At 54.0% G+C, this 15,085-nt stretch carries 8 protein-coding genes and 1 rRNA gene; all 9 read left to right on the forward strand.

Going from position 1 to position 15,085, the window contains the following annotated elements:
• Positions 1-95: ribosomal RNA gene (gene rrf / locus FHS18_RS24225) — 5S ribosomal RNA — on the forward strand; the annotation flags it as partial.
• A gap of 426 nt (positions 96-521) precedes the next feature.
• Entirely contained in the window at positions 522-5,051 is a 4,530-nt protein-coding gene (locus tag FHS18_RS24230) for a LamG-like jellyroll fold domain-containing protein (RefSeq protein WP_183602970.1), read from the forward strand.
• 112 nt (positions 5,052-5,163) lie between these two features.
• Entirely contained in the window at positions 5,164-5,829 is a 666-nt protein-coding gene (locus tag FHS18_RS24235; protein WP_183602971.1) for a hypothetical protein, read from the forward strand.
• A gap of 373 nt (positions 5,830-6,202) precedes the next feature.
• On the forward strand, positions 6,203-10,756 hold the full coding sequence (locus FHS18_RS24240) for a beta-L-arabinofuranosidase domain-containing protein (protein WP_183602972.1): 4,554 nt from the start codon (positions 6,203-6,205) through the stop codon (positions 10,754-10,756).
• Positions 10,757-10,875: 119 nt separating this feature from the next.
• Positions 10,876-11,664 (forward strand): GNAT family N-acetyltransferase, encoded by a 789-nt coding sequence (locus tag FHS18_RS24245; RefSeq protein ID WP_183602973.1) that lies wholly within the window; start codon positions 10,876-10,878, stop codon positions 11,662-11,664.
• 159 nt (positions 11,665-11,823) lie between these two features.
• On the forward strand, positions 11,824-12,399 hold the full coding sequence (locus FHS18_RS24250) for a LysE family translocator (protein WP_183602974.1): 576 nt from the start codon (positions 11,824-11,826) through the stop codon (positions 12,397-12,399).
• Positions 12,400-12,424: 25 nt separating this feature from the next.
• Positions 12,425-13,201: an AraC family transcriptional regulator gene (locus FHS18_RS24255; RefSeq protein ID WP_183602975.1), complete on the forward strand. Its 777-nt coding sequence runs from the start codon at positions 12,425-12,427 to the stop codon at positions 13,199-13,201.
• Between the two features lie 65 nt (positions 13,202-13,266).
• Positions 13,267-14,187 carry a S41 family peptidase gene (locus FHS18_RS24260; RefSeq protein ID WP_183602976.1) on the forward strand — a complete coding sequence of 307 codons (921 nt, stop codon included), beginning with the start codon at positions 13,267-13,269 and terminating at the stop codon, positions 14,185-14,187.
• Between the two features lie 325 nt (positions 14,188-14,512).
• Positions 14,513-15,049: a hypothetical protein gene (locus tag FHS18_RS24265; RefSeq protein ID WP_183602977.1), complete on the forward strand. Its 537-nt coding sequence runs from the start codon at positions 14,513-14,515 to the stop codon at positions 15,047-15,049.
• Positions 15,050-15,085: the final 36 nt, after the last annotated feature.

The raw sequence follows: 15,085 nt of genomic DNA on the forward strand, positions 1-15,085 counted from the left end.
AACCACGCGTACCCATCCCGAACACGACCGTTAAGCCTTCCAGCGCCGATGGTACTTGGACCGCAGGGTCCTGGGAGAGTAGGACGTCGCCAAGCACGAATGACCGACCACGGTATGTGGTCGGTTTTTTGTTGTTTACGTCATTTGTTAGGTTCCACCTCAGTGGCGTAGTGTCCGAAGAGGTAGTATTATCATCTATGTTGTATCTCAAGTGCATGTTAGACGACTCAGAAGGAATTCAGTAAGAGCGTGAGATGAAGCCGAAGTCCTGCGTATTACTATTGCCATCCGGCTATGTCGTCTACGACTAACAGGACGGAAGCCCTTGTCGCCTCTTCGACACGGTCATTCAGTCCTTTTTTATTTCCATCACTAGCATCCTCACTAAACAAAAAATCACACCAAACGAAAAAACGAGTTTATTCCAATGTAATTGGAAGCGCTTTAGTATGAGGATACACGACGGGGAGCGCAGATGAGCATGGGGAGAACGTTGGCGACTATGAAGGAGGGCAATTGGGTTGAAGAGATGGTGGAAGAAGAAATCGGTGCGGGGAGCGGCCGTAGCAGGCATGATCGCGGCAATGTGCGTGACTAGCTTAACGCCGATTTATGCGGAGGTAGAGCAAGGAGATGCATCGGCCGCTCATCTGGCGGCTGCGGACGACAGTTTGTTGCTGCATTACACATTCGATCAAGGATCGGGAACGACGGCGTCAGATGCATCAGGCCATGAGTTACATGCGTCGTTGCAGGGTGGCGCCGCTTGGAGCACGGCGGGCAAGACGGGTGGCGCGATCGATCTGAACGGCACGAACGGGTATTTGAAGCTGCCGAATGGGCTGATGGTGTCGCAGCATGACGTGACGATTTCATCCTGGGTGTATGCGGATACGCTGTCGACCTGGGCACGCGTATTCGATTTTGGCTCAAGCGCAACGAACTATATGTTCTTGACGTTGAAGAATGGCGACGGGAATGTCCGGTTCGGCCTCCGGCCGGAAGGCAGCGGCGAGACAGGGCTAGCGGGACCTCCATTCCCGACATCGAAGGCGTGGCAGCATATCGCCTTTGTCATCTCGGGCAATACGTATACGCTCTACATTAACGGTATTCAGGTCGGTAGCGTGAGCAATATGCAGCTGGATCCATCCGATCTGGGAAGTACGGCGAACAATTATATCGGCCGATCGCAGTTCAGCGCAGATCCCTATTTCGATGGCAAATTGGATGACTTCCGCATCTACAGCAGAGCGCTGTCAGGTCAGGAACTCGTCAATCTGATGACTGACGATATGAGCGATTCGGAGATGCTTGCGTACGACAAGAACGCACTCGATCTGGGCGATACCTCGCAACAAACGGCTGACCTCACTTTTCCAGTGCTGGGCAAAGCTGGTTCTACGATTGCGTGGAGTTCGTCCGACCCTGCGGTCGTAAGCGCTGATGGGAAGGTTACGCGTCCAGCAGCCGGACAAGGCGACAAGAAGGTGACGTTAACGGCCAAGATCACGAACGGGACTGCACAGGATACGAAAACATTCACGGTGATCGTATGGGAAGAAGGCTCAACGGCGTTCACGATGAACATTGACGGCAAAGACGCTGTCCATGAAGTCAGCCCGACGCTCTACGGCATTTTCTATGAGGACATCAACTATGCGGCAGACGGCGGCTTGTACGGCGATCTGATCCAGAATCGCTCGTTCGAATTCGGAACTCCGCTCTACAGTTGGACGAAGAAGGCGGACGGAGGCGGTACAGGTACGCTCACGACCGAGACGGCCAATGCGCTTAATACCAAGAATCCTCGTTATGCGCGGATCGCCGTGACGACTCCTGGGGATGGCGTCGGTATCTCCAATGCGGGTTACAGCGGCGGCATTGCCGTGCAGGCTGGTGAAAAATACAACTTCACCGCTTACGCACGCAGCGGCTCGGCGCTGACACAGCCGCTTGCGGCAATGCTTCGCGCAGCTGATGGCACCGTGATCGGCGCATGTGAAGCAAGCGGCGTCACGGCCGAGTGGAGCCAGCTTGGCTGCTCGCTGCAGGCCAGCCAGACGGTAACGAATGCAAGCTTCGCCGTGACGCTGGCGGAAGCGGCCACGATTGATCTCGATATGGTATCGCTGTTCCCGGAGAAAACTTGGAACAACCGCGCGAACGGGCTGCGATATGATCTGGCGGAGATGCTGGATGATTTGAACCCGGGCTTCCTTCGCTTCCCCGGCGGCTGCATCGTCGAGGGCGGTTCGATCGAGAACCGGTACCAGTGGAAGAATACGATCGGCGATGTTGCCGAACGCAAAGTACAGCCTAACCAATGGGCGTCGAACTATTATCAATCGTTCGGCCTCGGTTTCCAGGAATATTTCCAGCTGGCCGAAGATATCGGGGCTGAGCCGCTGCCGATCATCTTCGTCGGCCAGGTATCCTGCAACTCGAATCCGCCGAAAATCCCGATGGATCAGCTGCAGCCTTACATCCAGGATGCGCTTGATCTGATCGAGTACGCGAACGGTGACGTGACGACGGAATGGGGGGCTAAGCGGGCGACGAACGGTCATCCAGAGCCGTTCAACATGAAGTATCTCGGCGTCGGCAACGAGCTGTGGGGCGCGGATTACCTCGCACGCTACAATGCTTTCTATGAGGCAATCAAGGCGAAGTACCCCGACATCAAGTTGGTCTTAAGCGCTGGCTATGCGCCGAATGATACGTATTTCCACCAAACTTACGACTGGCTGGAGAGCAACGGGAATAAGGCCGATCTGGTCGACGAGCATATGTACCAATCGCCGGACTGGTTCTATAACAATGTGGCACGCTACGATAATTACGACCGCAGCGGTCCGCAAGTATTCGTCGGCGAATACGCGGCCCACGGCACAGGCAAACGCAACAATATGGAGAGCGCGCTCGCCGAAGCGGCATTCATGACGGGCCTTGAACGCAACTCGGATGTTGTCGGCATGGCGTCCTTCGCGCCATTGTTCGCCCGCCAAGATAACACGCAGTGGACGACGGACCTGATCTGGTTCAATAACAATCAGTCCTACGCGACGCCGAACTACCATGTCCAGAGCATGTTCAGCAATCATGTCGGCCAGCAGCTGATGAACACGGAGCTTAAGAAGAACAAGCCATCCTTGAACGACATCGCCGGCTCGATCGCACTGGGATCATGGAATACGGCGGTGGAGTATGACGATGTGAAAGTGACGAAGCACGACGGTTCGGTCTTGCTCAACGAGAGTTTCAGCAATGCGGACGCACTAACGGGTTGGACGAATTTCAAAGGCACATGGACGGTCCAGAACGAGACGTTGAAGCAGACGTCGGCGACGACGACGGACGCGAGACTGCTGCTCAATACAGGCGCGGACTGGTCGAATTACACCGTCACGCTGAAGGCGCGGAAGACGAGCGGATCCGAAGGCTTCTTGATCGGTTTCGGCAGCAAAGACACGAACAACTACTATTGGTATAATCTCGGCGGCTGGAATAACACGCAGACGGTCGTAGAGAAAGCGGTGGGCGGTACCAAATCGACGATCAGCAACATCGTCACCAAAGGCGTCGAGACCAACCGTTGGTACGATATTAAGGTGGAAGTGAACGGCTCAGGCATTCGTACCTATCTCGATGGCCAGCTGGTCAATGAAGTGGCACCGACGCTCGGACCGCTCTACAGCGTGACGACGAAGGACGAGGCAACGGGCGATCTGATCGTCAAAGTGGTCAACTCCTCCGGCAATACGCAGCTGACGGACGTGAATGTCGATGCGGAATACATCGATGCGAAAGCAACCGTCATCGAGTTGAAATCAGCTACAGCCGCAGCGGAGAACTCTTTCAGCGAGCCGGATCATGTCGCGCCGGTCACGTCGCAGAAGTCAGGATTCGGCCCATCGTTCACGTATGAGTTCCCGGCCTACTCGGTCACGGTGCTGAGGCTCAGAACAACGAACGATCCTGTCGTAACGGCGATCGATCCGGTCAGCGCTACAACCTCCATCGGCCAAATGCCGCAGCTTCCGTCATCCGTGCACGTGACTCTGAGCGATGGCAGTAAGGCTAGCAAATCCGTTGCGTGGAGCAAGCTCGACAACGAGCAAATCGCCAAGACGGGCATGTTCAGCGTGAAGGGAACAGTCGCCGGCACCTACGTGCCTGCGGAAGCGAGCGTCCGGGTGCAGGAGACGCAGGACGGCGCGCAATTAAGCGGTCCGGTTTCGGCAAAAGCCGGTGAGACAGTCGAGGTGACGTACAGCCTTTCCGGCCTTGACTCAGACATCTACGCCAACGACGTTACGGTAAATTATGATCCTGAGCAGCTCGAATTCGTGTCCGCCGAAGCAGCCATTGACGGCTTCGCTGTCGTGGGGCAATCCGAACCGGATGAGTCGGGCGCTATACGGTTCTTGCTGGCTGCAGACCAGGCCGGTTCAGGCGTAAGCCGCACGCAAGGCTTGCTGAAGCTGACATTCATCGTGCGGTCCTTAAGCGAATCCACGACAACCGAGTTAACGCTGAATGATGTCATCACAGCGGATGCCCAAGGGGTGGAGACCAATCAACCTGTTGGCCAGCCGCTGCAGATCGAGTTGTCGAAGGCCGACACATCGGTGGATAAAGCCGAGCTGAGCGCATTGATTACGCAGGCGGATACGCTGCATGACCAGTCGATCGAAGGCACGAAGCCGGGCGAATATAAGGCCGGTTCCAAAACAGCCTTGAAGTCGGCAATCACGGCTGCGCAAGCCGTCCTCGACGACAACGCAGCTACGCAGCAGCAAGTGAATGCGGCGGTAACCGAACTGAATGCGGCCATCCAGACCTTCCAGGCAGCGATCAACGTGCCGAAACAGGGAGATTTCAACAACGATGGCAGATACAGCATCGGCGACCTGGGCATCATCGCATCTCATTATGGCGCGACAAGCGAAGATGCGGATTGGAATACGATTAAGCAAGCGGATATCAACAACGACGGCAAGATCGATATCGTCGACATTTCTGCTGTCGCCAAATTGATCTTGCAATAGAACGTCAGGAAGCGAGCATAGCTTGAGCTGTGCTGGCAACGGCTGGCGAGGAACATTCCCGCACGAATAGAGGGCCGCTCCTTGTTGATGAGGGGGCGGCTCTTTTTCGACTATGGAGTTAGCCTTGACGGATGGCACGAACGGCCGTTTTTTTACAAAAGGAAGCGGGTACCGGTATAATGACAAAAAAGCGCTTAGCCGTGCCCGCTATCTGTACGGTCTCAGGGCAAAGGCGATAACGACGGAGGTAAGGATGACGCGAGCTCAGCAATTGTTCAACACCTATCTAGGCCACAAGCTTCAGATGCACCGAGAAGGCCTGCTGAAAGAATATCAGTCCTATGCAGTATCCCCGGAGCAGGAGGAGGCGTGGAAACGGGAATTGGCAGCAGCCAAGATCAGTTCGCTGTCCATCCGCGATTGGGAGGCCGTAGCGGCTTTACGGCAACTGGCGGTCGTCCATCCCGATCCGGCGATTCTGTCTGAGATTACGGCATTTGCGGCTCGGCACGTGAAGAGCAGCGATAGCCTGGTCAAGTTGAGTTATGCCGAGAACATGATCGATATCCTCAAAACATTGAGGAAAGGCGGTGCGCTCGATAAGTCGACGATGCTCGAGGCGGCCCGGACGGCCGCGGGACTGCTAGAGGCGGTCATCGCGCAGCCGCTCATTGCGGATCCCGGACATGAGTTGGAGGCATTCGGTCTGAAGGATAAGCGCTCGCTCAACCTGCGGGCGAAGCAAGGGCGGGATGAATTGGACGAGCTGATCCAGTAGGCGAGGTGACGTACCGTCAAGCGGTCGTGATAGAGAGGGAGACGAGCTTGGGAGATGATCCGCACGATGCGGGTTATTGCCCGGGCTTTTTTTGACGTAAGACGAAAGTAATAGCCAGAAGACAGCTGATAGGCATTCATTATAGCGGCTTCTCTTGCAAAAGCATTGCTCATTTATTACCAGATTCCATTCTATGTGCATTTTCAAGTTGCCTCGGACTTGCAGTTAGCCGCAACCAAGCCAATCATGCTGGTGATGCGTCTGTGCCAAAATTTTTACACCTTATGCATATCAGATTCCATTTCCATCGATAGAGCCGCATTGTACATTATGAATACGGTTACATAGTGACGATGTAGGGGGACGAACGTGTATGAAGAACCAGCGCAAAATCGCATTAGTGGCTTTATCCGTCGCGATGCTGTCGGGCGATCTGCTGTCCGGGCAAGCGGTATTCGCAGCCGAGAACGATACCCACTCACTCACAGACGCTTCGAAGGTACTGTCGCTTGAATTCGAGGACAATGTGCAGGACAGCTCCGGCAAAGGCAACAATGGCACGGTGCAAGGGGTCAACTATTCGTATGTGCCGGGCGTGAACGGCGGCAAGGCGCTGAAGCTCAACGGCAATACGTACGTCAACTTAGGTAAGAGCGGCACGCTGCAGCCCTCCGACCTGACGGTCTCCTTCTGGTTCAAACCGAACGAACGAATGACCGGCGAACAGATGCTCATGTGGAACAAAACGGTCTGGTATAGCGACGGTTGGTACTTGAGCTCGGAGAACGACAGCAAGCCGCTGGCGATCTCGCTAGGCTCCTCGGATGCGAATAAGCAGCCGTACAAAGTAAGCGTGAACGGCTCGAGGGCGGACTTCTTCCCGGTCGATCAATGGACGCATGTAGCGATCACCTATGACAGCAAGACGAAGTCGGTGAACATTTATCGCAACGGCATCAAGCAGGCGACGACGATCGATTTTGGCATCGGAACGGATGGCGCGGACGGCGTGATTACGGCGGATGAAACGACGCAGAAGTCGCTCGGCTTCAACGGTCCGCAATATAACGGCGCTTATGGCAAATATGCGCTCGACGACTACGAGATCTACAATACGGCGGCGAACTATACCGATATTATCGCGCTCTATGAAGAACAGTCCGGAACCGCCTTCGATTATGGCAAAATCGCGCAGGCCGATGCGGATGCCCTCACGCTTCCGGCGCAGACGCTGGGCAATCTGACGCTCCCGTCTGTTGGTCCGTCGGAATCGTCGATCACGTGGACCTCGAGCAACGAAGCCGTCATCGATTCGCGGGGCAAGGTCACCCGTCCATCCGAGGGAGATACTACCGTTACGCTCACCGCAGCGGTTACTTTCGGAACGAAGAGCGTCACGCGGACATTCCAGGTCGTGGTCCCTGCGAAGAAGGTATCGGAATCGCTGCAAAATGTTCCGATGGAGAACGTGACGCTGACCGACAGCTATTACGTCAATGCGTTCAACAAAGACGTCGAGTATCTGTTATCGCTCGAAGCCGACCGTCTGCTTAGCGCCTTCCGCACGACGAGCGGTCTGACGCCCAAAGCTGCCGTCTACGAGGGGTGGGAGAATACCGAAATTCGCGGCCATACGCTCGGCCACTATCTGAACGCGATCTCGATGGCGTACGTGAACGCGAAAGGCGAGACCAAGGCGAAGCTGAAGGAGCGGATCGATTATATCATCGACGAGCTGGCGGCGTGCCAAGAGGCGAACGGCAACGGTTACGTCTCCGCGTTCCCGACTTCGTTCCTCGACCGGGTGGAGAACGGCCAGGCGGTGTGGGTGCCTTGGTACACGATGCACAAGATTCTCGGCGGTCTCGTCAGCGCGGCCGAATACACCGACAACGAGAAAGCGCTCGAAGTGGCGGAGAAGCTCGGCGAATACGTCTACAATCGCACGTCCAAGTGGACGGAAGCGACGAAGTCCCGGGTGCTCAGCGTGGAATACGGCGGCATGAACGATGCGCTCTATGACCTGTATGCCCTTACGGGGAATGACCATTTCGTTGCAGCGGCCGAGAAATTCGACGAGATGACGCTGTTCGATCAGCTGTACAACAACGTGGACGTGCTGAACGGCAAGCATGCGAACACGACGATCCCGAAGGTGATCGGCGCGCTGAAGCGGTACCAGGTGCTGGAAGAGTCGGAGGACAACGAGTATTACCTGCAAGTGGCCAAAAACTTTTTCGATATGGTGGTCGAGCACCATTCGTACATCACCGGCGGCAACAGCGAGAACGAACATTTCGGCCCGGCGGATTCCCTCGATGCCGAACGCACGAACGTCAATAACGAGACGTGCAACGTCTATAACATGCTGAAGCTCTCCCGTGAGCTGTTCAAGATTACGAAGGATCGCAAATACGCCGACTATTACGAGAATGCCTTCACCAATGCGATTATGGCCTCACAGAACCCGGAGACGGGCATGACGATGTACTTCCAGCCGATGGACACCGGGTACTTCAAGGTGTTCAGCAGCGAGTTCTTCCACTTCTGGTGCTGTACCGGTACGGGAATGGAGAATTTCGCCAAGCTGAACGACAGCGTCTACTTCACGGGCAATCACAGCGTCTATGTCAATACGTACCTGTCCTCGGTCCTCGACTTGGCTGATCAGAATATCAAATTGACGCAGGAATCTCATCTGCCAAATGTTGGAGCGGGCGATGACGCATCAGGACTGGTCACCTTCACGGTGAACACGACAGGCGAGACCGATACGGCACTTAAGTTCCGGATCCCGGACTGGGCGAAGACTAATCCTTCCGTGAAGGTCAACGGTTCCCTGGTGACCGATTATGCCGTTGAAGACGGGTATCTCGTGTTGGCGCAGCAATGGACGGATGGCACGACGATTGAACTGGACTTCCCGATGGAGGTCGTCGCTTATGGGCTGCCGGACAATCCGGACGTAATCGCGTTCAAATATGGTCCTGTCGTGCTTAGCGCGGGACTCGGTACGAACAATATGACGACCAGCCCGCATGGGATCAACGTGCTGAAGCCGAATCCGGACAATGCGGCCCGCGATTTCATTACCGTGACCGAGGGCAGTTTGGACGAATGGCGGACTAACATTGCGCAGCATCTGGTAAAGACGGAGGGCAAGCTCGAATTTACGCTGAAGGGAACCGACGCGGATGGAGGCGTACTGACGTTCACGCCGCATTTTGAACGCTATGAGGATCGTTACGGCATTTATTTCGAACTGATCACGACGGATTCGGCGGGTTATCAGCAATCGATTCTCGAGGCCAAAGAGGCCGGTCGGACCGAGGATGCCACCGTCAGCTTCGTCATCGTGGCCAACGATCAATATGAGCTGGCGGCCAATCGCCAGACGGCCAATTCCACGGTCGGCGTCTACAATGGCAAGTCGTACCGGGATGCGACGGCGAACGGCTGGTTCAGCTACGATATGGAAGTCACGCCTGGCGTGGCGAACTATCTGCTCAGCACGTATTACAGCGGCGACGCGGGACGAAGCTTCGATCTCTATGTCGATAATACAAAGCTTGCGACCGAGACGATCGAGAACCGGAACCCGGGCAACTTCTACAATCAGCGGCGTCTTATCACGCAGTCGCTGGTCGACAACAGCCGGACCAAAGTGGTGACCGAGACGGACAGCGGCGGCAATCAGGTCGAGCGTACCGTTCACTATGTCACCGTCAAGTTCCAGAGCACGGGCGGATTCGTCGGCGGGCTGTTCGATATCTTCCGCGTCATCACCGATTACAAGGCAAATGCGAATCTGAAGCAGCTTGCTTTTGATAACGGCGCGCTGTCCGAAGCCTTCGATCCGGAAGTGAGCGAGTATACGCTGAAGGTGCCGGCCTCCGCTACATCGGTCAACATGACGGTTGCCCCAACGGACGAATACGGGCTCGTGTACGACGGCGACATCCTCATTAATGACGCCATCAGCCGCAAGATCGCGCTGACCGGCGACACGACAGAGCTGGTCTTAACGTCCAAGGCGGAGGATCATACGACGTCGAAGCAGTATAAAGTCCATATCGTGAAGAGCGACGAGGTTGAGGTTAGCCCGATTCTTCTGACAGGGCCCGCGAGCGTGGCAGCCAATCAGATCTTCGATGTGAAGCTGAGCTCGACGGATGAATCCGCTTCTTCGCTCGCCCAAGACTTCACCGTCCATTACGATCCGGACAAAGTCGAGTTCGTGGCCGCCGAGTCGCTGCGTGACGGATTCAAGATCGTGGAGTCGGCGCAGACGCCTGGCGCGATCCGGTTCTTGACGGTTAATCTGGGGCAAGGCGACGCCGGCGCTGGCCCGCTAGATCTGAAGCTTCAATTCAAGGCCAAAGATACAGGAGCGAACGAGACGGGCAGCATCTCGGTATCGGATATCCTGTTCGCTGACAGTACCGGCGCAGAGACCGTCATCGCTAGTCCGCTACCGTATAGCTTTGCGATTACGGCCGCCGTGACGCGCGATGCATTGAGCGAAGCGATCGCCGATGCACAGTCGCTGCATGAGGCAGCGGTAGAAGGGACGAAAGCGGGTCAATACCCTGCAGGTTCGAAGGCCGCGCTGCAATCCGCGATCCAGGCAGCGAATGCGGTGCTCGGCAACGCCTCCGCTACGCAGACGCAGATCAATGAGGCGCTGGAGCAGTTGACCGCCGCCGTTCAGACGTTCCGCGCGCTCGTCATCAAGCAATCGGCCGGCGACATCAACGGCGACAGCCGGATTCGCGTCAGCGACCTGGCGATCGCGGCCGCCCACTACGGCATGACGAACGAGGATCCGAACTGGAATACGTACCGATCCGCCGACCTGAACAACGACGGCGTCATCGACATCATCGACCTTGCCGCGTTGGCGAGACTGATTCTGGCGGAAGGCTAAAGGCTTATCGAACGGTTCTAAGAGCTGTCCCATGCTTCGGCGTGGGGCGGTTTTTTTTTCGCAACCTTCGGCATGCAAGACTGTGCTACGATAGAGTCAAAAAAAGGAAGGTGAGCGGCATGATCGTTAAAGCGTGCACGATCGATGAGATTGGCCCTTTGATGACGGAGTATCTGGAAGGGCTGTCTTCCCCATTCGACTCTTTCTTGGAGGCGCATATTCTGGAGTCCGAATTCTACCTGTTCCGCAACGATTCGAACGATATCGGCTACATGGCGGTTCATCAGCGGGAACGGCTGACGCAGTTCTATGTCCGCCGCGCCTATCTGAAGCATGCGCAGCCGTTGTTCCGGCAGGTGATCGATCAGTATGCGATCCAATCGCTGTTCGTTCCGACCTGTGACGAGTTGCTGCTCAGTTTGGCGATTGATCAAGATTATGCGATCCGCAAGCAAGCCTACTTTTTCCAAGACAGCCAGGTCGACGTTCCGGAAGTTAGGGATAACGAAGGTGACCGCTTCCGCCTTGCAACGCCAGACGATCTGCCTGCGATTCAGCACGTATGCGGCGATTTTCTCGATAATTATGCACGGTGGATCGAGACGGGAGAGCTCCTCGTCTATTACAGGAATGAAGAGTTGCTGGGGATTGGGTTGGCGGAAAGTTCCCGGTTGTTCACGGGCTTGGCCAGCATCGGGATGTTCACGAACGAAGCCTATCGGAATCAAGGCGTTGGGAAAGCGATGATCGTGCGATTGCGGGACTGGTGCAGGAAGCGGGACATTCGGCCGATTGGCGGCTGCTGGTACTATAACGAAGCTTCCAAGCGAACGCTGGAGAGCGGGGGCATGGTGACGAGGACGAGGCTGCTGCATGTGGAGGTGAAGAAGACAGGCGCGGAGGCGTGAGTCATGAATACCATTCCACGAATGAGACGTGGGTGGAGTTCCCATCTGCAATTGACAATCGCCTCCATGGCGGGAGAAACTGAATCTCTGCAATAATATACTATAGGGCATTTCGGGTTCAGATGTAGGATAGGAGAAGCGCTTGAAAGGAGCCTTCTCATGGATCTTACATCTTTTTTGATTTACTGTATCATTGCAACCTTTACGCCGGGGCCGACTAATCTCATCCTATTGTCCACCGTGAATCATAGCGGGGCCAAACAGGCCATGAACTATGCCTATGGGGCGACGATCGGTTTTGGCTTATTGCTTGCGACTTCTGCTGCGTTGAACACGATGCTTGTCGCGATCATACCGAAGATCGTCATCGGCATGCAGATCATCGGGAGTTTGTATATGAGTTATCTCATCTATCAAATTTATATACCAAAACCGTCAAAACCGATTACCGATCGAACGGCTACCTTTATAGCCGGTTTCCTGATGCAATTCTTGAATCCCAAGGTCGTGCTATTCGCGCTGACCGTCGTTCCGACTTACATTATGCCGTACTCTAGCGCGATTTTTGCGGTGTCGATAGGGATCGTGGCCGTAACGGTCATCGGGTTTTTAGCTTTTACGACGTGGGTGCTCTTCGGTACGATCTTCAAAACGTTCTTGCAGGAGCACACGCAGACCGTCAATGTTATTATGGCTTTATTGCTAGCTTCTGCTGCCATCATGATCTGGATCTAGGCAAGCTTATGTAGAGGTGTGGGGAATGGACAAATTCGTCTACAAAAAATCGGCAGGCATCACTGCGCTGTCAGCGAGTATGACCGAATTCAAATATAAAAAGCACGCGCATGAGGAGTATGCGGTCGGTGTCACGTTGCGGGGCATCCAGCACTATAACTTGGATGGAAGTTTACACTTGTCCTACGAGAACGGCGTGATGTTGTTCAATCCGGAGCAGGCGCATGACGGGATGGCGCATGACCGGAATGGGCTTGATTATGTCATGCTGTATATTAAGCCGCACATGCTATTGGAGGCTATCGAGAAAAAGGATATCGTGCGTTTCTCCTCGCCTATCGTCTACGATCGGAGACTTGAGCAACGAATCTTACGATTATCTCAAGCCATACTGAGCGATCAAGATGAGGCGTTATGCAGTGAGCTGCTGTTATCGCTCACGGATTGCCTTATGCCTACCCATCTTTTGAGCGGCGAGAAGAAAGATAATGCGCGGATTCGCAAAGCGAAGGATATGATCCAAGCCAACTTCGAGCATGTGCTGAAGCTGGATGAGATCTGTAACGAGCTTCATTTGTCGAAATTTCAATTGATCCGGTTGTTCAAGGCTCATACCGGCATTTCTCCTTACCAATACTTCCTGAATTGCAAGATTGAACATGCCAAACAGCTAATCGAGCAAAGCGGAGATATTTATGCGGCCGTAGCGGCATGCGGTTTTGTGGATCTGACCCATTTGAACAAACACTTTAAGAGCGTGTATGGGACGACCGCTTTTGAATATCGATCAACGATGAAATGAGTGGATGGGTTTATAATGGAGGGGATGAGCAAGCCATATCGCCATGTGCGTAAAAGGAGGCTTACATGAACATATTCATTCGGAACGGAGAAGGAATAACGGATACGGTTCAGTCCATTACTGCTCTGCTGCGAGACCACTATGTTTGTCCGGACACTGCGGCAACGCTTAGTGCGACCCTGACAGAGAAACTGAGGGAAGGCGAGTTTGATCAGGCGGATAGCGGGGCGGATCTTGCCAAGAAGATGAATGGAGTTCTGAAGGAAATAAGTCGCGATTCCCATCTGGGTTTGGTCTACAGTGAACAGCCTTTGCCTATGCAATTGCCCGATCCTGTCCGGGATGAAGAGATCAATCTGCGCGACCAAGCCAACAACTACGGCTTCGCTAAGGTCGAACGATTGCCGGGCAATATCGGTTATCTCGTTATTAACGAATTCGTATATCCCGAGTTTGCAGGAGACACGGCCGCATCTGCGATGAATTTTATCGGACCTACGGACGGATTAATGATCGATCTGCGTAACAACTCGGGCGGATCATCCTTTATGGTCGCGTTAGTCGCCAGTTACTTGTTGGAGGCGATTCCGCCGACGCATCTGAACGATATTTATTGGCGTTCTCATGATGTAACCCAGTCCTTCTGGACGTTGCCTTACTTGCCTGGAAAACGGTACGGTTCCGGTAAACCCGTGTATCTCTTGACGAGTCGGAGAACGTGGTCAGGCGCCGAGGAGTTCGCCTACAGCCTACAAGCGATCGGGAGAGTCACGATTGTGGGCGAAACGACAGGCGGCGGAGCCAATCCGGGCGGCAGCCACCGGATTAACGATCATTTTCAGATTTTCATCCCGAATGGCCGTGTCATCAACCCGACCACCAAAGGAAACTGGGAAGGCAAGGGAGTCGTGCCAGATATCGAAGCAGACAGCGAGCAGGCTTTTGAGATGGCGTATGAGTTGCTGCTTAAAGATGTGAAGGTTTAAGGATATTAAAGGCTAACCGGATCGAGATTCGTTGTCAGACTTTCAAGGCGCATTTGCGACTATCAAGGCACTGAATAACCCATAGATAAGGGGAAGCGTAATGGAACAAGTTGACGTATGCCAAAAGTGTGGCGGGACCTCATTCGGTACGGGAGAAACCTCGGGGCAAGGATGTGCATTCCCGACAAGTAAATCTCTGTTTGCCACAGGATCGCCGATCATTCTAACCATTTGTACAAGCTGCGGAGAAATACATTCCATGCGCGTACAGCATCCGGAGAAATTTAAGTAGAACGATAAGACAAATTATCGAGAGGGGTCAGGCATGAGCGGATTTAGCGAGAGCTTTCATCTTAAGACTTGGGATCCAAACAAAGCAGCGACTCTATTAATGGATGTCGAAATGTCGGGCTATGTTTGCAGTGAGCGGAATGGGTGGGTAACATTCGTCGTTGATTATAGAGGGAGGGATGTTGACAAGATACTTAGTGAATTCAATCCCGGATTGCTTGTCTATTATGTCTATCTCGAAGATCATATGTGGATATTCAAAATCTACAACAAAGATGAACTTGTGTTCGATTATGAAGCTAACTGGGCAGGAGAAAGTCTGCTTATCGAGAAGAGGCTGTTTGATCTTGATTTATTGCAAGAAATGATTAGGCTGCAAGGTAACCTCACCGACGATCTTGAGCAAGTCTTCGACTTTACGGACAATAAGATAAGCAACGAGAATCCGCCAGCCTATCTAATTGCTCAGAAACTAGGTTTAGATCATTACGAATGGATTTCTTTGGATCGAGTAAGCGATTTAAACCAGAATCAACTGAAAGAATTAGGAATCATCGAAGTTGAGTCTTAAAAAGTGCAGGGAGCAGATACCGCATCCGGCGGTTCC

The sequence above is a fragment of the Paenibacillus phyllosphaerae genome, from assembly GCF_014192105.1.
Lineage (GTDB): Bacteria > Bacillota > Bacilli > Paenibacillales > Paenibacillaceae > Paenibacillus_Z > Paenibacillus_Z phyllosphaerae.

What these genes read in the sequence shown, in the direction of transcription:
- FHS18_RS24235 (WP_183602971.1), top strand. Translation starts at nt 5,164, where the DNA reads ATGGAGTTAGCCTTGACGGATGGCACGAACGGCCGTTTTTTTACAAAA.
- FHS18_RS24240 (WP_183602972.1), top strand. Translation starts at nt 6,203, where the DNA reads ATGAAGAACCAGCGCAAAATCGCATTAGTGGCTTTATCCGTCGCGATG.
- FHS18_RS24245 (WP_183602973.1), top strand. Translation starts at nt 10,876, where the DNA reads ATGATCGTTAAAGCGTGCACGATCGATGAGATTGGCCCTTTGATGACG.
- FHS18_RS24250 (WP_183602974.1), top strand. Translation starts at nt 11,824, where the DNA reads ATGGATCTTACATCTTTTTTGATTTACTGTATCATTGCAACCTTTACG.
- FHS18_RS24255 (WP_183602975.1), top strand. Translation starts at nt 12,425, where the DNA reads ATGGACAAATTCGTCTACAAAAAATCGGCAGGCATCACTGCGCTGTCA.
- FHS18_RS24260 (WP_183602976.1), top strand. Translation starts at nt 13,267, where the DNA reads ATGAACATATTCATTCGGAACGGAGAAGGAATAACGGATACGGTTCAG.
- FHS18_RS24265 (WP_183602977.1), top strand. Translation starts at nt 14,513, where the DNA reads ATGAGCGGATTTAGCGAGAGCTTTCATCTTAAGACTTGGGATCCAAAC.